The sequence below is a fragment of the Actinomadura sp. J1-007 genome, from assembly GCF_009793335.1.
GTDB classification, from domain to species: Bacteria; Actinomycetota; Actinomycetes; order Streptosporangiales; family Streptosporangiaceae; genus Spirillospora; species Spirillospora yumaensis.
This window is the reverse complement of record NZ_WING01000001.1, coordinates 5,522,834-5,540,604: the sequence shown is the minus strand read 5'-3', so window position 1 is coordinate 5,540,604 and position 17,771 is coordinate 5,522,834. Positions and strand designations below refer to the sequence as shown.

The following is a 17,771-nucleotide window of genomic DNA, read 5'->3' as shown; positions in this document are numbered from 1 at the left end:
ATGAGCGAGCAGGTCCTCCCTTTCTACCTCGTGTGCGACGAATCGTACTCGATGGCCGGCGAGCCCCTTGAGGAGATCAACAAGCAGCTTCCTGAAATCTTCACTGAGATCGCCAGCAACCCGACGGTCGCCGATAAAGCGAGGCTGGGAATCATCGGTTTCGGCGACAGGGCCGAGGTCTTGCTGCCATTGGCCGATCTCAACGACGTGCACCAGTTGCCGCATCTCGAACCCAAAGGTGCCACTAGCTACAGCGCGGTGTTCACCCGGCTGCGGGACACCATCGAGCAGGATATCCAAGAACTGAAAGCGGATGGGCATGTCCCCTTCCGCCCCACGGTGTTCTTCCTCACCGACGGCCAGCCCACCGACCACGACTGGGCCGCCGCACATCAGCGGCTCACCGCCCAGGATTTCGGCCCACGGCCCACGATTCTGGCCTTCGGCTTCGGTGAGGTGCGGCCTGAGACATTGCAGGCCGTCGCCACCTTCCGGGCGTTCATAGCTGACGGGGAGCTGAGCCCCAGCAACGCCCTTCGGGAGTTCGCGAAGCAGCTACTGAACTCGGTCGTCGCGTCAGCCGTCTCTTCGTCCGCGGCCTTCTCCGCCAACCCGACTGCCAGCGCCCAGATGGTCTTCCCTGAGCAGGTCAAGGGCTACACGGTTCTTGAGGCGAATCCCGTCTGATGTACCTTCCAGAACCGCAGATCATCGGGCGTCCGTCTCGCTTCAAGATCGAGCCCGGCGAACTACCGCAACTGGACACCGCCTGCCCGGACACGGTCCTGGATGCTGCGCAGGCGCCCGGCCTCGTCATACGCGCCGCCTCCGCCCGGGGCGACGCGCATCGCTACAACGCGCAGCCTCGGCAGGATGCCATGGGACTGTGGCGCATCAGTGAGCGCATCCTTCTGGCCTGTGTGGCGGACGGGTTGGGCAGCGCAGAGTTGTCCCATCTCGGCGCGATGGCCGCATGCGATGCCGCACGCGGTCTCCGCAGACGGCCCGACGAGCAGTTCAAAGAGATGGCTGAACGCTACTTCTCGCGAATCGCCGAGGCCATCGAAGAAGCCGCCGCAGTACGCGGCGTCGGGGGTGGAGAACTGGCCACCACGTTCCTGGCGGCAGTGCTTGAAGTCGGCTCCCACGGTTCACCGCACAAGGCTTGGCTGATGCGAGTCGGTGACTGCGAGGCCATGGTGCTGCGCAACGGCGAATGGACATCGTGCTTCTTCGCCGTGCCCGAGGGCGAGGTCTCCAGCTCGGCGACGCTGGCGTTGCCCGGGCACGCCGATCAGGTCGAGATCTATGAGACTCCGCTCGAGCCGGGTGACGTGTTGCTGCTATGCACGGACGGGCTTTCCAAACCCATGCGCGGTGAGGAGGTCCGCACCCAGCTGGCCGGTTGGTGGGGCGAGCATCCTCCGTCGATGGCGGAGTTCCTCTGGCAGCTCAGTTTCCGAGCCCGCACGCACGACGATGACCGGACGGCCATCTGCGTTTGGAGGGCGTGATGCTGATACCGCACGCCCTGGATCGTCTGAGATCCAGCCTGCTGCTGGCGGACGACCCGCTGGGCGAAGGCGGACAGGGCGTCGTGCGGCGAGTCGACGGCACCGAAGGACTGGTCTACAAGGAGTACTTGCGCAATGCCGGGTCCCCCTTCGCCCCGGCATTGGCGGACATCGTGGAGTTCGGGCGGAAGCTGCCCGACATCAGCGGCCAGACCCTCCTCCAGCAGAGCGCTTGGCCGCTCGCGCGCGTCGTCCACCAAGGCGCGGTGACCGGCTTCCTCATGCACGAGATCCCGGCGGAGTTCACTGCGCCGATCGGCGGCAAGCAGCGACCGATCGAACTTCAGTACCTGCTGTACAAGCCGAACCACACCTGGAGCTCTCTGCGCCTGCCGGATGGAACCGGACGCGTCCAGATCGCCATGGCCGCGGTAGGTCTCGTCGACCTGCTGCATTCTCACGGCTTTGTCCTCGGTGACATCTCGTTCCGGAACCTGCTGTGGTCTCGGTCCCGGCCGTACCGCATCTTCATGCTGGACTGCGACGGGGTGCGGCGCCACGGCGGCGAACCGGTTCTCCCGCAAGCTCAGACTCCGGAATGGGAGGACCCGCATCTGCCGAGGACGGGGCTTGATCTAGACACTGACAGGTACAAACTCGCACTGCTCGTCGGCAGGGTGTTGAGCCGTCATGCCTACGTCCGTCCCGGCCAGAATTTGGACTTGGTGGAGGGCATCGATCCGCATACTGCCAATGCGGTGACGCGGCTGTTCGACGGCGCAGCACAGGCACACGGGTTCCGGCCTACCGCGCAAGAATGGCTCCAAGCCCTCGAGGGACGCAAGTGGATCGCCGTGAAGCGCCCACCCGTCCGGGTTGAGCAGCCGCTGCCCACCCCTCGTACGCCACTGATGACCGCAAGCCGACAGCGCAGCTACTATTCCGTGAGCATGCCTGGCGACACCGGCACACTGCCCGCCGCCTCAGGTGGGTCGTCGGTGTCCACACGAAAGCCGGCCTCCTCGTCCTCGGCGGCACGGCCGAGAACTGGACCACGACCTGACTCAGCGCCTGCTGTAGGCAACGGAGCTTCTCAGCCGGTGGCCGCACAAGTTCCTCCGCAAGCTCCCTCGACCGAGCCGACGAAAGCGCGGCTGGGCGAGCAGGTGGTGGGCTCCGCCTCGTTCGCGGACCAACAGCAGCTCGTCAGGAACTGTCGGCTCGACAAAAACCAGATTGCCGATCTCATCGACCTTCTCGTCGAGACTGGAGGCAGAGGACCGGTCACCGAAGTCGCCCGGCTGCTGAACGAGCCGCTAGGCCGTTCGGTCATGGTCCTCGGCAGCGTCTGCCAGCTACTCAACCTCGACGGTGAACAGGTTCTGGTCCTCCGGGACGACGACCAGACACTCGAACTCAACATCCCCCTTCTCGAAGACCAGTTCCTGGAGGCGGCGCCGTGACCCGACCAAGAAGAATCAGTCCGGCCAGGCGGCGCCGGGTCATCGACGCCCTGGGGCGCGGCACAGTACCCGAGCAGGACCTCGACCTGTTCGCCGTCGGTATGGAGCGTCTCGCGCGACTGGACGACGAACTGGACGCCGTCGCCCGTGGCGGCCACAAGTTCAAAGGCGTCCAAGGCGAATACGGATCCGGAAAAACATTCTTTTCGCGGTGGCTGGCGCAGCAGGCGCGGAACAAGCGCATGGCGTCCAGCGAGGTGCAGATCTCCCAAGACGTTCCTCTACACAAGATGGACGTCATCTACCAGCGGCTCATCAAGAATCTCACCACAGGCGGAACCGCCGACGGAGCCTTCAGAACGCTCATCGACAACTGGTTGCTCAATCTGGAGGACGAAGTCCGCGCCGCGGAAGGCATCAACCCGGCGGACCAGGCGGGCGTCGAAGTGGCCGTGAACAAGCGCATCGACTCGCGGCTCAAGGAGGTCGCCGATTCTGCGCCCTCACTGTCCACCGCGCTGCGCGCCTACCGCAAGGCTCGGTTGGCGGGTGACACGGGAACCGCGACGCAACTGCTGGCCTGGGTCAGCGGCGACAGGCACGTCGCCGCCCTGGTCAAGCGCCAGGCCGGCATCAAGGGAGACGTCAACGCGGAGACCGCCTTCGCATTCCTGCGCGGACTTCTGATCATCCTGCGCGACTGCGGTCATCCGGGTCTGCTGCTCGTCCTCGATGAGTTGGAGACGATCCAGCGGCTGCGATCCGATGTACGGAGCAAGAGCCTCGGCGCCCTCCGGCATCTGATCGACGAGATCGACCGTGGCACCTTGCCCCGGCTGTTCCTTCTCATCACCGGGACACCCGCTTTCTTCACCGGCCCCTCAGGCGTCGCCCAGCTCGCTCCCCTCGCACAGCGGCTGGACGTGGACTTCGACACAGATCCCCGGTTCGACTCCATGCAGAGTCATCGGCTGAGACTGACCGGATTCGATCTGGACAAACTCGTCGAGCTCGGTCATCGGGTGCGCGATCTGTACGCGGAGGGCGAAACCGAGGCTCGCGAGCGAATCGGCCGGCTCGTCGACGACGCCTACATCAAGGACCTCGCGGCCGCGGTGACGGGACAACTCGGCGTTGGTACCTCGCCGCGCGTCTTCCTCCGTAGCCTGGTCTCCGACGTGCTGTTCAAAGTGGCTGAGCATCCGGACTTCGATCCACGCAATGACTATGCCCGACACAGACTCGGGGAACTGACCGCCGAAGAAGAGAACGCACTTCGCGGCAGCGCTACCTCTGCGGGCGAGATCGAGCTCGACCTGTGACAAGGCTCCATCCGACCCTGGCCTACCATCTGTCCGCGACCCTCGGGTGGAAGCGGCTGCGCCCGCTACAAGAACAGGCACTGCGCCAGCTCAACACGGACTCGGACGCCCTGCTCGTCGCCCCGACCGCGGGCGGCAAGACGGAGGCCGTGTTGTTCCCCATGCTCACCGCCATGGACCACCAAGGCTGGACAGGCCTGTCAGTGATATACGTCTGCCCGCTAAAAGCGCTGCTCAACAATCTGGAACCACGGATGAGGCGGTATGCGGACTGGCTCGGCCGGACGGTAGGCGTCTGGCACGGCGACATATCCAGCAGCCGACGGCAGGTGATGATGCGCGATCCGCCGGATATTCTGCTGACCACTCCTGAATCACTGGAGTCGATGCTTATCAGCACGGGGGTCGACCATCGGCGGCTGCTGGCCGACGTCCGGACCGTCGTCGTCGACGAAGTGCACGCCTTCGCCAAGGATGACCGTGGCTGGCACCTGGTCTGCGTACTCGAGCGCATCGCCCACATGGTCGGCCGGCCCCTCCAAAGAGTCGGACTGTCGGCCACGGTCGGCGACCCGTCTGGCCTTCTGTCGTGGCTACAGGGCTCCGCTGAACGTCCCGGCAGAGTCGTGGCGTCCACCGCCGAGGCTGACATAGCGCCCGACGTCGAACTGGACCGAGTCGGTACCCTGGCCAACGCCGCGAAGGTCATCGCGTCACTTCACCATGGCCAGAAGAGGTTGGTGTTCTGCGACTCCCGCCGGATCGTCGAAGAACTCGGCGAGACGCTGCGTGGGCTCGGCGTCACCGTGTTCCTGTCCCACGCGTCGCTGTCCGTCGACGAGCGAAGACGCGCCGAGGATGCCTTCAGCCAGTCCAGCGACTGTGTGATCGTCTCGACCTCCACCCTGGAACTGGGCATCGACGTGGGAGATCTCGACCGGATCATCCAGATCAATGCGCCATGGTCGGTGTCCTCCTTCCTGCAACGGCTCGGCCGTACAGGCCGACGGCCGGGGCAGGTGCGCAACTGCCTGCTGCTGGCACTCACCGAGGAAGACCTCCTTGTCGCGGCCGGTCTTCTCCAACTCTGGAGTACCGGCTACGTGGAATCCGCTCTTCCTCCCCCGAATCCCCGACACATCATTGTGCAGCAGCTCATGGCTCTCGCCCTGCAAGAAGGGACGATCGGGGATGCAGTGTGGGCGGAGTGGTGGAACGGTCACCACCTGTTCGAAACCGACAACGCGCGACCGCTCCTGACGCATCTGCTGTCAGCGGGCTACCTGAGCCAGGATGGGCACAGCATTTTCATTGGCGGCAAAGCCGAGGAGACCTTCGGCCAGCGCCATTTTATGGACTTGATGGCCTCTTTCACAGCGCCACCCGAATTCACCGTCCTGCAAGTCGGCAAGGAGATCGGACGCTGTGACCCTATGCTCCTCACCCGGGCGACACACGGCCCTCGGTTGCTTCTCTTGGCCGGACGAAGCTGGCAGGTCGACTGGATTGACTGGAAGCGTCGCAGATGCCATGTCGTCCCCATTGAAGGATCAGGCGGGGTCGCACGTTGGTCGACATCCTCGTCCTTCGGCATTTCCTTCGAGTTCGCACGGGCGGTCCGCGATGTCGTCTTGGGACAGGATCCTCCTGTCCGCTTGACCCGCCGGGCGACCGATGCCCTGGCCGCGGCCCGCATCGAGCTCGCCGAAGTGGCCTACCGAGACCATACGGCCATAGTCCGTTCACCAGACGAGGTGCTGTGGTGGACATGGGCCGGAACACGCGTCAACGCCACGCTGAAGGCGTCCCTCGGCACCCTCGCCGACCCTTGCTCCCGTCCCGACGATCTCTACATCAGGCTCCGCGGCGACCTCGACGCGACGACCTGGCGCGAGGCCGGCAGATCTCTGCCCTACCTCGTCGACCCCGACGTGGACCCACAGGCTGTACGCGGGCTGAAGTTCAACGCGGCCCTCCCCCAAGACCTCGCCACCGCGACCCTCGCCGCCCGGCTGGCCGACCATCCCAACACCCGGAAGGTCCTAAAAGAGCCGCGCCTCTTCCACCATGGCCTTCGGCCTTCCGCAAACCGTTGAAATCGCTGGCATGACATCGCTACCGAAGCCCAGCCGGCTCGACCTTGCACCCCAGGCGCAAGAGCCCGCCGCCGAATCCCGTCGGCATCGCGCAGACCATCCGCCTACGCCCGCTTCTTCGGTACGGCATGACGGTGATCGGAGCCGAGACCGTCGCTGAAGGTCGGCGAACCATTCCGCGAAGCCCGGCTTGAGGATTCCGAGGTTGTCCTTAAGGGCTCCTGACATCACGGGCCGTTGAGGGCGTGCTTTGCCCGGTGGTCAGCGGATGAGCGCGGGGTCGGCGGGAGTGTGGGCGAGTGCTGCGGTGAGGATGGCCGCAGGGTGCCGTGAGCGCGGTCGAGGTCGACGGTAGCGGGGGCTATGCGGCATTGATGGTGGGGTACGACGATCGTTCTGAGAAGTGCGACGGCGAAGTCGTCGGGGGTGGTGGCCGGTGGAGGGGCGGCCGCGTTGGGCTTGTCTATGTTGACTGACATAGACAGGAGAGGGGTCGCCATGCGTTGGGTCACCTTTGAGGCGGGCTCGGGAGAACGGGTCGGCGTGCTCGCGGACGGGGTCGTGCACGCGCTGCCGCCGGGGGCGCGGTTGGTCGAGCTGGTCGGGCGCGGGGCCGCGGGGCTGCGCGCCGTCGGCGAGGAGGCGCTGAACGCCCCGTACGAGACCGTCCCGCTGGAACGGGTGCGGCTGCTGGCGCCGATTCCGAGGCCGCCCGCCGTCCGGGACGCGCTGTGCTTTCTGGACCACATGCGCAACTGCCGCGCGGCGATGGGTCAATCCGTTGATCTGGAGGACGTCTGGTACGAGATCCCGGCGTTCTACTTCGCTTCGCCGAGCACGATCGTCGGGCCCTACGAGGACGTGCGGATCTCTCCCGGCAGCGCCTGGTTCGACTTCGAGCTGGAGATCGCCGCCGTCGTCGGCCCCGGCGGTCGCGATCTCACGCCCGAGGAGGCCGAACGGCACATCGCCGGATACACGATCTACTGCGACTGGTCCGCCCGCGACCTGCAACTCAAGGAGGGCGGCCTCGGACTCGGGCAGGCCAAGGGCAAGGACGGCGCCACCACGCTGGGTCCGTGGCTGGTCACCCCGGACGAGCTGGAGCCCTACCGCGTGGACGGCGGGCTCGCCCTGGACGTCGAGGCCACCGTCAACGGCGCGCGGATCGGCGCGGGGAGCACCGGGGCGATGGACTGGACGTTCGGCGAGGTGCTGTCCTACGCGTCCCGCGGCGTCGAGCTGCGTCCCGGCGACGTCGTCGGCTCGGGCACCGTGCCGGGCTGCTGCCTCCTTGAGCACATCGACCTGGCCGACCTCGGCTCGTTCCCCGGCTGGCTCAAGGACGGCGACGTGGTCCGCCTGTCGGTGCGGGGGCTCGGCGAGGTCCGGCAGACCGTCCGCGCCGCGGGCCTCCCGCACCCGCTGGCCGACCGGCCGCGTCCCGGCCGGCGGGCGCGCCCGCGCCGGGCGAACCCGGCGGCGGCGCGGCCGTCCGCGGCGCCCTACACGCGCGGCCTGCACGAGGTCGGCCGGGACGTGTGGGCGTGGCTGCAACCCGACGGCGGCTACGGCTGGAGCAACGCCGGGCTGATCGCCGGGGACGGCGCGTCCCTGCTCGTCGACACCCTCTTCGACCTGCGCCTGACCCGCGAGCTGCTCGACGCGCTCGCACCGGTCACCCGGCGGCGACCGCTGACCCATGCCGTCCTGACGCACGCCAACGGCGACCACACCCACGGCAACCAGTTGCTCGGCGACGAGGTGCGCATCGTCGCCGCGCGCGGGACGGCCGAGGAGATGGGGCACGAGATGGCGCCGGAGCTGCTGGCGGGCACGCAGGTCTTCGACCTCGGGCCCGTCCTGAGCCCGTACCTGCGCGAGAGGTTCCGGGCGTTCGACTTCGGCGGGATCCGGCCGCGCCTGCCCGACGAGACGTACGACAGGGAGCTCACCCTGGACGTCGGCGGACGGGAGGTGCGCGTGCTGAACCTGGGCCCCGCGCACACCGCCGCCGACTCGGTGGTGCACGTGCCGGACGCGGGCGTGCTGTTCGGCGGCGACCTGCTGTTCATCGGCTGCACGCCGATCGTGTGGAGCGGCCCGATCGGCAACTGGATCGCCGCCTGCGACGCCATGATCGCCCTGGACGCGCCCACCGTCGTGCCCGGGCACGGCCCGGTCACCGACCCCGACGGGATCCGCGCCGTCCGCGGCTACCTGGCCCACGTCAAGGAGCAGGCCGACGCCGCGCACGCCGCGGGCCTCACGTTCCAGGAGGCGGCCGACGGCATCGACCTCGGCGAGTACGCCGCCTGGCTCGACTCCGAACGCGTCGTCGCCAACGTGTACCAGCGGTACCGCGAGCTGGACCCGCGGACGCCCACCCTGGAGAACATGGAGCTGCTCGGCCTCATGGCCGCCTGGGAAGCCTCCCGAGGCGACCGCCCCGGAGCCTGAGCCCGCGGACCCGGTCTGGTGCGTTCGCACTAGGGCGGGCAGGGCGCTGGTCCGGGCGGACCAGGGGAAGACGGCGGCAGGGGACGATGCCCCGGCGGGGCGCCGGACGCGAGTGTGGAGGGGCGCGTGAATCTCGCGCATCTCCCTTTCCTGACGGCGTCTGGAGTGATCGAACGGTGGCGACATTTCTTTACCGGATCGGACGGTGGGCCTTCCGGCGCCGCCGGCTCGTGGGCGTTCTGTGGCTGGGCGCCCTGGTGCTGGCCGGGGTCGCGGCGGCCGTGGCGCCGTCCGGGCAGGAGGAGGACCTCTCCATGCCCGGCACCGAATCGCAGAAGGCGTTCGACCTGCTGGACGAGCGCTTCCCGCAGAGCAACTCCCAAGGGGCCGAGGCCCGCCTGGTGTTCCAGGCCCCGGACGGGCAGCGGGTGACGGCCCAGAAGACCAGGGCGGTCGTCGAGGGCACGCTCGGCTCGCTGGGCCGAGGGGACCAGGTGGCGTCGACCACCGACCCCTACAAGACCGGCGCCGTCAGCGGGGACGGCACCATCGCCTACTCCACGGTCACCTACACCGCGGACGTCGCCGACCTGACCGGGGCGACGAAGAAGGCCCTTGAGGACGCCGCGGGCCAGGCCCGGGGCGCGGGGCTGACCGTGGAGATCGGCGGCTCGGCCCTCGATTCGGACGAGCCGCCGGGCGGTACGACGGAGATCATCGGCGTGGTGGTGGCGGCGGTGGTGCTGGTCGTCACGCTCGGGTCGCTCGTCGCGGCCGGGCTGTCGCTGCTGACCGCCTTCCTGGGCGTGGCCATCGCGTTCGGCGCGGTCTCCGCCCTGGCCGTCCCGCTGGGCCTGACGTCCACCGTCGCCATCCTGGCGCTGATGCTGGGGCTGGCGGTCGGCATCGACTACGCGCTCTTCATCACCTCCCGCTTCCGCGACGAGCGCGCGCAGGGCAGGGAGCCGGAGGAGGCCGCCGGGCGGGCGGTCGGGACGGCCGGGTCCGCCGTCGTCTTCGCGGGCGCCACCGTCTTCATCGCCCTCGTCGGGCTGGGGGTCGTCGGGATCCCCGAGCTGACCAAGATGGGCTTGGGCGGCGCGGGCGCCGTCGCCCTCGCCGTACTGGTCGCGCTGACCCTCAGTCCCGCGCTGTTCGGCTTCTTCGGCCGCCGGGTCCTGTCGCGCGCCGTCCGCAAGGCCGAACGGCGCGACGGCGAGCACCCGGCGTCCGCCGCGGCCGACCGGGCGGGGCTCGGCACCCGCTGGGCGCGGTTCGTCCTGCGGCGGCCGGTGGCCGTGCTGATGGTCGCCGGGCTCGGGCTCGGCGCCGTCGCGCTGCCGGCGCTGAGCCTCGAACTCGGGCTGCCCGGGGACGAGGCCAAGTCGGTGGAGACCACCCAGCGCCGCGCGTACGACCTGCTGTCGGAGGGCTTCGGCGCCGGCTTCAACGGCCCGTTGACCGTGGTCGTGGACCTCTCGGACGCCGCGGACGCCCAGGCCGCCACGGAACGGGCCGTCCGGACCGTACGGGGCGTGGACGGGGTCGCGTCGGTCGGTGATCCGGCGCTCAGCCGGTCCGGGGACACGGCCGTCCTCACCGCCGTCCCGCGGACCGCGCCGAACAGCGGCGAGACCAAGGACCTGGTGCACGAGCTGCGGCGCGCGGTCTCGGAGGTCGAGGCGGGCACGGGCGCGGGCATCTTCGTGACCGGCACCACCGCGCTGAACATCGACATCTCCGAAGCGATGTCCGACGCCCTCCTCCCCTACCTGTCCGTGGTCATCGGCCTGGCGGTGCTTCTGCTGATGGTGGTGTTCCGCTCGCTCCTGGTACCGGTGAAGGCGGCGCTCGGGTTCCTGCTGTCGGTGGGCGCCGCGTTCGGCGTGCTCGTCGCCGTCTTCCAGTGGGGGTGGGGCGCGGACCTGATCGGCATCGAGCAGACCGGGCCGGTCATGTCGCTGATGCCGATCCTCGTCATCGGGATCGTGTTCGGCCTCGCCATGGACTACGAGGTCTTCCTCCTCACCCGGATGCGGGAGTCGTACGTCCACGGCGCGTCCCCCGGCGAGGCGGTCGTCAGCGGCTTCCGGCACAGCGGACGGGTGGTGGCCGCGGCGGCGATCATCATGATCAGCGTGTTCGCCGGGTTCGTCGGGATGACCAACCCGACGATCCAGACGATGGGCGTCGGCCTGGCCTCCGCCGTCGCCTTCGACGCGTTCGTGGTCCGGATGGCGATCGCGCCCGCGGTACTGGCGCTGCTCGGCCGCCGGGCCTGGTGGCTGCCCCGTATCCTGGACCGCGTGCTGCCGAACGTGGACATCGAGGGCGAGGCGCTGAGCGGGCGGGACCCGGCCCCCGCGGCCGGGCCGGACGCGGCGCCGCCGGTCCCCGCCGGCCGCCGCCGGCCCTGAGCCCGGCCATGGCGAGCACCGGGGGCGGCCCGCGGCCGCGCGGCACGTGGCGGCGGGAGGCGGCGACCATCGCGGCGGCGTTCGCGCTGTGCCTGCTCGGCGGCGTGATCCAGGTCGACGACACGCTGGGCGCGCCGCCCGCCCTCGCCTACCTCCTCGCCGCGGCGTCCTGCGCCGTCCTGCCGCTGCGGCACCGGGCGCCGCTGCTCGCCATGGCGGCCACGACCGCGTGCGGCGTGCTGGTCCCGCTCCTCGGCCTGCTGCTCAACCCGCTCGTCGTGGCCCCCGCCGTGATCACCGCCTACTCGCTCGCCGTGCGCACCGAACGGCGCGCGGCGAGCGCGGTGTCGCTCACCTCCGCGGCGCTGCTGGTCGCCTCCACCCCGTTCCTCGGGGCCCTGTCGTGGAAGGACGCGAGCCGGATGGGCGCGGTGGCGGCGTTCCCGCTGGTCGCCGGGGTGCTCGGCCAGTCGGCGCAGCACCGGCGCGCCTACCTGGCGGCCGTGGAGGAGCGGGCCCGGCGGGCCGAGGAGAGCCGCGACAGCGAGGCGCGCCGGAGAGTGGCCGAGGAACGGGTCCGCATCGCCCGGGAGCTGCACGACCTCGTGGCCCACCAGATCACCCTCGCCAACGCGCAGGCCGCGGTCGCCGCGCACCTCTTCGACTCCCGCCCGGAGCAGACCCGCAAGAGCCTGAACGAACTCGTCCAGACCACCGCCGACGCGCTCGACGACCTGCGGGCCACGGTCGGCCTGCTCCGCCAGACCGGGGACGCCGCCGCGCCCGCCGAACCGGCGCCCGGCCTGTCCCGCCTGCCCACGCTCCTCGATTCCTTCCGCCGCGCGGGCCTGGAGGTGTCGGTGCACCAGGAGGGCGCGGCCAGGCCGCTGCCGCCGGGAGTGGACCTCACCGCCTACCGCATCGTCCAGGAGGCCCTGACCAACGTGACCAAGCACGCCGGCACCGGCAGCGCCCAGGTGCGCCTCGCCTGGAACCGCGACCGCCTCACCATCACCGTCGCCGACGACGGAGAAGGCACCCGTACGGCCCCGGCCCCGGCCGCGTCCACGGCCGCGGACCGTCCGCCCGGGTACGGCCTGATCGGCATGCGCGAACGCGCCACCGCGGTCGGCGGACACCTCTCCGCGGGCAAGCGCCCGGAAGGCGGCTTCCTCGTCACCGCCGACCTCCCCCTCCCGCCCACCAAGGACCCGGCACGGAAGCCCGCCGCCACAACAGCCGCCGATGAACGGACACCCGCCGCAACGGCAGACGAAGGACGGACGATCGCCGGAGAGGACGGTGACGCGCCGTGACGCTTCGCGTGCTGCTCGCCGACGACCAGGCGCTGCTGCGGGGCGCCTTCCGGATGCTTCTCGACAGCGCCGACGACATCACCGTGGTCGGCGAGGCCGCCGACGGCGGGGAGGCGGTGCGGCTCACCCGGGAGCTGCGCCCGGACGTGGTGGTCATGGACATCCGCATGCCCGAGATGGACGGCCTCGCCGCCACGTCGGAGATCTGCGCGGACCCGGACCTGCGCGCCAGCCGCATCCTGGTCCTCACCACGTACGAGACGGACGAGTACGTCGCCCAGGCGCTGCGCGCGGGGGCCGGAGGCTTCATCGGCAAGGGCATCGGGGCCGAGGACCTGCTGGACGCCGTTCGCACGATCGCCGACGGCGACACCCTGCTGTCCCCCGCCGCGACCCGTTCCCTGGTCGCCCGTTTCCTGGCCACGCCGGACGACGCGCCGCCGCACCGGCCCGAACGGCTCGCCGTGCTGACGCCACGCGAACGCGAGATGGTGGCGCTGGTCGCGACCGGCCTGTCCAACCAGGAGATCGCCGACCGGATGTTCCTCAGCCCCTTCACCGTCCGCGCCCACGTGCAGCGCGCCATGACGAAGCTGGACGCCCGCGACCGGGCGCAGCTCGTCGTCATCGCCTACCGGACGGGCCTGGCCCAGGCCGCCCCCGACCAGCCGCCGTAGCCGGGATGCCCGCGCCGCGCCCGATCCTCAGGCCCTCGGACTCAGCCCGGCCGTTCGGCCATGACGACCACGCCCGGCCCGGTCTGCTCGTCCGCGGGAAGCCGGAGTTCGGCGACGGGGCGCAGTCCGGCCTGCTCGATCAGGGCCACGAGCTGTTCGGGCCGCCATTTGTGCGTCGTCCAGCGAACGGGCACGCCACCGTACGCCTCGGTGCGCACCACGTCCTCGTCGCCGACGTGTGTCGCGGTGATGAAGTGCCCGCCTGGCTTCAGCGCCCGCGCGAACGCGGCCACGACCTGGGGCAGGACGTCACGCGGGAGGTTGAACAGCGACCACCACCCGAGGACGCCGCCCAGGGACGCCTCATCGAGGTCGAGGTCGGTGGCGGAGGCGACGCTGAAGCGGCATCGCGGATGGAGGCGGCGCGCGTTCTCGACCATGCGGGGAGACAGGTCCACGCCGGACACGTCGAGTCCGCGTTCGGCGAGGTAGGCCGTCACCGTTCCGGGCCCGCAGCCGACGTCGAGAACGGGCCCGAGCCGCCCCACGGTGTCGGCGAACGCGTCGATCGACGCCTTGAGCCACGGGTGGGTGCGGATGTCGCCGATCCCCGTCGTCCGCACCATGTGGGCGTAGTTGTCGGCCACCTGGTCATAGGACTCACGGACCACGTCGAGATCCGCCGGACGGTCGATCTGGTGTGCGCGCATCGGCCAACGATAGGACCGCGCGACGCCCCCGGGCGACGGGCCCGAGCGACGGGCCCGGGTCCGAGGCGCGGCATCGTGTGCGGGCCCTCGTCCTCGGAATCGTTCACGAGCTGCGTGCCCTGCCATGGGTTGCGGGGCGCGGGGCACCTGCTCATAGGATCATGCCCGAGCTGAATGTCGCGTTGGGGGCGGATCGGGTGCAGTACGTGCGTATGGGCGGGACCGGGTTGAAGGTCTCGCGGATCTGCCTGGGCATGATGAGCTACGGCGAGCCCGGCAAGGGCGACCGGTGGATGCTCGCCGAGGACGCCGCCGAGCCTCTCGTCCGGCGGGCGGCGGACGCCGGGATCACATTCTTCGACACCGCCGACATGTACTCCGCGGGGACCAGCGAGGAGGTCACCGGCCGCCTGCTGCGCAAGATCTTTCCGCGGCGGGACGACTACGTGCTGGCCACCAAGGTCTTCTTCCCCATGGGCGGCGGGCCGAACGACGGCGGGCTGTCCCGCAAGCACGTCCACGCCGCCATCGACGCGTCGCTGCGCCGGCTCGGCACCGACCACGTGGACCTCTACCAGATCCACCGCTGGGACGACCAGACGCCGATCGAGGAGACGATGGAGGCCCTGCACGAGGTGGTGCGCGCGGGGAAGGCGCGGTACATCGGCGCCTCCAGCATGGCCGCCTGGCAGTTCGCCAAGGCCCAGCACACCGCCGACGCGTCCGGCTGGACCCGGTTCGTGTCCATGCAGAACCACTACAACCTGCTCTACCGCGAGGAGGAGCGGGAGATGATCCCGTTCTGCCGCGACCAGGGCGTCGGCGTCGTCCCGTGGAGCCCGCTGGCCCGCGGCCTGATCGCCCGCGCCGGAGCGGCGGAGGCGGCCACGGCCCGCGCGACCGGCGACGACGCCGACCGCCGGGAGGAGCTGTACGGGCGCGGCGACGACGCGATCCTCCAGCGGGTGGCCCAGGTCGCCGGCGAGTGCGGCCTCCCGCCCGCGCGGATCGGCCTCGCCTGGCTGCTGAGCAGGCCCGGCGTGACCGCCCCCATCGTCGGGGCCACCAAGGAGCGGCACATCGACGACGCCGTCGCGGCGGTGGACGTGCGGCTCACCGACAAGCAGATCGAGTACCTCGAAGAGCCCTACCAGCCGCAGCCCGTCCGCATGTGAACACCGGCCGGTCCGGGGTCGTTCACCGGCTGGACCGCCGTGGGCCCGCCTGGAGGACCACGACCGCCGTCTGCACCGACGGGTAGATCGGGAGTATCCGGGTGAGTCCGGTGATCCGCAGTACCTGACGTACGCGCTGGTTGACGGCGGCGAGGGCCACCGTGCCCGCGCCCGCACCGTGACCGTTGGCGCCGCGTCCGTCGGCCCCGCGACCGTTGGCGCCGCGTCCGTCGGTGCCGCTGTCATCGGCACCGTGGCCGTCGGGCCCCGCCTGCTGTTCCTGCTGTGCCCGCTGTGAGGGCTGGAGGAGGCGGTGGACGCCGGCCAGCACGCTCAGGCCGCTGGAGTCGACGAACCCGATGTGGGTGAAGTCCAGGACGAGGTGGTCGGCGCCGTCGCTGAGCAGGGCGCCCAGGTGATCGCGCAGCTGGGCCGCGGAGGTGGCGTCGAGGTCGCCGATCAGGGTCACGACCGCCAGGTCGGCTCCCGCGGGATGGAATCGGCTTCGCACGGTCAACGGCATGGCAGGTCCATCTGTCTCCGCTCACCTCCGTGTCGCCGGGCTGCCTACCCGCGGAGAGGCGGAACACTCCCGATGGGCGGAGAGAACCAGGCAATGTGATCTACGAAACTCTGTAGTGGGCATGGTAGATATTCGAAGAGAGGGCGGGTAGTGTTCCTGCCATCGACAGGAACGAGTCCATGGCAAGCGGCAGAGGACGAACTGCCGGAACGTGTGGATGACACCGGCCGGGCGTGCCGGGGCCGACGCAAGGCAAGGGGCCCCGGCAGCCGGTCGGACCGGCGGCCGCGAAGCCGCCGGGGGCAAGGGAACAGGAAGAAGATCCGGTCCGCGGGGAGACAGGCAGAAGGCCCCGTACCGGTAGTGATGTGGAGAAAGGAGGGACCGGCGCCATCAGGATCGCCCGCCGCGGATTCCAGTCACGCCGCGCGGGTACCGCAGTTCCACAGATTGGACGGTGGTCTACGGTCACGCATTCGCGATCCCCGCACAGCCACTCCCGTCTGGGTGGCCGACGCGGAAGACCGGCTTCTCGGAGCCGGTAGATGGTGTTGTACCTCTGGGCCCCGGTGCCGCAGTCTGGCGCCGGGGCCCCTTGCTGCCGTCCCGTTCCCCGAGCGGTGTGCGCGGCGGCCTCGTTCATGCTCGGCGAAGTCCTCAGCGCACGGGTGGCGGTGTGGTGGGGCCGGCCGGTTCGGGAGGCGGCGAGCCGCCGGTGCGGTGCTGGGCGAGGCGGCGCCTGAGGGGTGAGAGCGCGCCGGTGCCGGTCTCGGTGATGTGCAGGCGGGTGTGCAGGCCGGTGACGTGCAGGATGCGCAGGACGCGGTGGGACGGGTGGTGCAGCCGCAGCTGGCGTCCGCGCCGGTCCAGGGTCTGGTGGGCCCAGACCACCACGGCCAGGCCGCTGGAGTCGATGAACGCGAGGTCGGACAGGTGCAGCAGCAGCCGGTGCGGGTCGTGTTCCTCGATCGCCAGGGTGATGTGGCGGCGCAGGTCGGGGGCCGTGGCGATGTCGAGCTCGCCGTGCAGCCGCAGGATCGTGGTGTAGCCGTCGCGCAGGACGCCGATCCCCAAGGGGGACGGGTGGGCGGGGACGCCCGGGGCCGGTCCGGGCGACGCGGCCTCCGGCGTCGATGCCGAGGGCGGGTCCGGCGCCCGCAGCGGTACGGGACGGCGTGGTGCTGTGGTCATGGGCCCTCCGGGAGCGATGGGAGTCTCCGGGACCGGGCAGGGGTCAGGGGCCGGGCCAAAGGTGGAGCACGTGCGACGGGCGGTGGAGCGCGCAGCCGAACGCGTCAGGGATGAGGTCCGTTCGAGAGAACGTGAGCGGACCGTCGTGGACGGTGTGGTGGTCGTGGACGCCCGGGGGTCAGGGGGCGGTGCCGTCGAGGATCTCGGCGGCGAGGTCGGCGACGCGGCGGCGGCTGTCGCGGGCCTGCCTGCGCAGCCGGTTGAAGGCGGACACCGCGTCGATGCGGTGGGTGGCCATCAGGTAGCCGATGGCCCGTTCGATGACTACCCGGTAATCGAGCGCGTATTGCAGTTGGGCCGCGGTGACGCTGTGCTCCTGCGAGGACAGCGCGGCCGTCACCAGCTCACCGGCCAGATCGGCGTAGGCGCGCAACGCGGCGACGTCGGCGTCGTCCCACTCGCCCGGTTCGGAGCGGAAGACGTTCAGGGTGCCGACGGGGCTGCCGCCCAGCAGGATCGGCGCGCCCGCGACCGCGCGCACCCGCTCGTCCAGCACGGCCGCGAGCTGGGGCCAGCGGGCGTCGGCGCGCACGTCCTTGGTGCTGACCATGCGGCCCTGGACGTAGGTGTCGTGGCACGGGCCCTGCTCGGCGTTCGCCTGGGCCTGCTCCAGGGACCGGCCGGCCTCGTTGGACGCGGCCACATACAGCAGCCGTTCGTGCTCGTCGATGAGCATGATCCCGGCGCCGTCGTAGCCGAGCAGCTCGTGGACGGAGTCGACGATCCGCCGCAGCGCGCGGGCCACGTCGGTCTCGTGCGGGGACTTGCGCAGCCGGTCCAGGCTGGCGTCCAGGGCCGCGGTGTCGATGGGCATCAGATCCCCTTCCGCGGGGCAGGGCGCCCCGCG

General features: G+C 70.3%; 14 protein-coding genes. 10 read left to right on the top strand and 4 right to left on the bottom strand.

What is annotated here, in order from left to right; genetic code table 11:
- The 9 genes from GEV43_RS25235 (at position 1) to GEV43_RS25195 (ending at position 13,265) form a co-directional block, all read left to right on the top strand.
- Complete coding sequence (locus GEV43_RS25235) at positions 1 to 687, top strand: VWA domain-containing protein (RefSeq protein WP_160822822.1); 687 nt, start codon at positions 1 to 3, stop codon at positions 685 to 687.
- A complete protein-coding gene (locus GEV43_RS25230; protein WP_160822821.1) occupies positions 687 to 1,514 on the top strand; it encodes a protein phosphatase 2C domain-containing protein in 828 nt (275 codons plus the stop codon). The genes GEV43_RS25235 and GEV43_RS25230 overlap by 1 nt, the downstream gene beginning before the upstream one ends.
- Positions 1,514 to 2,977, top strand: a complete 1,464-nt coding sequence (locus GEV43_RS25225) for a hypothetical protein (protein WP_160822820.1) — start codon at positions 1,514 to 1,516, stop codon at positions 2,975 to 2,977. The genes GEV43_RS25230 and GEV43_RS25225 overlap by 1 nt, the downstream gene beginning before the upstream one ends.
- Positions 2,974 to 4,299 (top strand): BREX system ATP-binding protein BrxD, encoded by a 1,326-nt coding sequence (brxD, locus tag GEV43_RS25220; RefSeq protein WP_160822819.1) that lies wholly within the window; start codon positions 2,974 to 2,976, stop codon positions 4,297 to 4,299. The genes GEV43_RS25225 and brxD overlap by 4 nt, the downstream gene beginning before the upstream one ends.
- On the top strand, positions 4,296 to 6,395 hold the full coding sequence (locus tag GEV43_RS25215) for a DEAD/DEAH box helicase (protein WP_160822818.1): 2,100 nt from the start codon (positions 4,296 to 4,298) through the stop codon (positions 6,393 to 6,395). Before brxD ends, GEV43_RS25215 begins: the two co-directional genes overlap by 4 nt.
- A 498-nt stretch (positions 6,396 to 6,893) precedes the next feature.
- The gene (locus tag GEV43_RS25210) at positions 6,894 to 8,855 is read left to right on the top strand and encodes a fumarylacetoacetate hydrolase family protein (RefSeq protein ID WP_160822817.1); all 1,962 of its coding nucleotides are present in this window, start codon (positions 6,894 to 6,896) and stop codon (positions 8,853 to 8,855) included.
- A gap of 176 nt (positions 8,856 to 9,031) precedes the next feature.
- Entirely contained in the window at positions 9,032 to 11,272 is a 2,241-nt protein-coding gene (locus tag GEV43_RS25205) for an MMPL family transporter (protein ID WP_160822816.1), read from the top strand.
- 8 nt (positions 11,273 to 11,280) lie between these two features.
- Positions 11,281 to 12,588, top strand: a complete 1,308-nt coding sequence (locus GEV43_RS25200) for a sensor histidine kinase (protein WP_160822815.1) — start codon at positions 11,281 to 11,283, stop codon at positions 12,586 to 12,588.
- Positions 12,585 to 13,265 carry a response regulator transcription factor gene (locus tag GEV43_RS25195; RefSeq protein WP_160822814.1) on the top strand — a complete coding sequence of 227 codons (681 nt, stop codon included), beginning with the start codon at positions 12,585 to 12,587 and terminating at the stop codon, positions 13,263 to 13,265. Before GEV43_RS25200 ends, GEV43_RS25195 begins: the two co-directional genes overlap by 4 nt.
- 41 nt (positions 13,266 to 13,306) lie before the next feature.
- Here GEV43_RS25195 and GEV43_RS25190 read toward each other — a convergent pair whose 3' ends face one another.
- On the bottom strand, positions 13,307 to 13,975 hold the full coding sequence (locus GEV43_RS25190; protein ID WP_160822813.1) for a class I SAM-dependent methyltransferase: 669 nt from the start codon (positions 13,973 to 13,975) through the stop codon (positions 13,307 to 13,309).
- Between the two features lie 197 nt (positions 13,976 to 14,172).
- On the opposite strand from GEV43_RS25190, the gene GEV43_RS25185 reads away from it, so the two are divergent.
- Positions 14,173 to 15,150, top strand: coding sequence for an aldo/keto reductase (locus GEV43_RS25185; protein ID WP_309240035.1), 978 nt, complete (start codon positions 14,173 to 14,175; stop codon positions 15,148 to 15,150).
- Between the two features lie 22 nt (positions 15,151 to 15,172).
- Here GEV43_RS25185 and GEV43_RS25180 read toward each other — a convergent pair whose 3' ends face one another.
- The 3 genes from GEV43_RS25180 to GEV43_RS25170 form a co-directional block, all read right to left on the bottom strand.
- On the bottom strand, positions 15,173 to 15,661 hold the full coding sequence (locus GEV43_RS25180; protein ID WP_160822812.1) for an STAS domain-containing protein: 489 nt from the start codon (positions 15,659 to 15,661) through the stop codon (positions 15,173 to 15,175).
- Positions 15,662 to 16,330: 669 nt separating this feature from the next.
- Positions 16,331 to 16,864 (bottom strand): STAS domain-containing protein, encoded by a 534-nt coding sequence (locus GEV43_RS25175; RefSeq protein WP_160822811.1) that lies wholly within the window; start codon positions 16,862 to 16,864, stop codon positions 16,331 to 16,333.
- Positions 16,865 to 17,042: 178 nt separating this feature from the next.
- The gene (locus GEV43_RS25170) at positions 17,043 to 17,738 is read right to left on the bottom strand and encodes a GAF and ANTAR domain-containing protein (protein ID WP_160822810.1); all 696 of its coding nucleotides are present in this window, start codon (positions 17,736 to 17,738) and stop codon (positions 17,043 to 17,045) included.
- Positions 17,739 to 17,771 lie beyond the last annotated feature (33 nt).

Excerpts from the sequence above, each read along its gene's own strand:
- GEV43_RS25210 (WP_160822817.1), top strand. The coding sequence starts at position 6,894 with ATGCGTTGGGTCACCTTTGAGGCGGGCTCGGGAGAACGGGTCGGCGTG.
- GEV43_RS25190 (WP_160822813.1), bottom strand. The coding sequence starts at position 13,975 with ATGCGCGCACACCAGATCGACCGTCCGGCGGATCTCGACGTGGTCCGT.
- GEV43_RS25235 (WP_160822822.1), top strand. The coding sequence starts at position 1 with ATGAGCGAGCAGGTCCTCCCTTTCTACCTCGTGTGCGACGAATCGTAC.
- GEV43_RS25230 (WP_160822821.1), top strand. The coding sequence starts at position 687 with ATGTACCTTCCAGAACCGCAGATCATCGGGCGTCCGTCTCGCTTCAAG.
- GEV43_RS25170 (WP_160822810.1), bottom strand. The coding sequence starts at position 17,738 with ATGCCCATCGACACCGCGGCCCTGGACGCCAGCCTGGACCGGCTGCGC.
- GEV43_RS25200 (WP_160822815.1), top strand. The coding sequence starts at position 11,281 with ATGGCGAGCACCGGGGGCGGCCCGCGGCCGCGCGGCACGTGGCGGCGG.
- GEV43_RS25175 (WP_160822811.1), bottom strand. The coding sequence starts at position 16,864 with ATGACCACAGCACCACGCCGTCCCGTACCGCTGCGGGCGCCGGACCCG.
- GEV43_RS25225 (WP_160822820.1), top strand. The coding sequence starts at position 1,514 with ATGCTGATACCGCACGCCCTGGATCGTCTGAGATCCAGCCTGCTGCTG.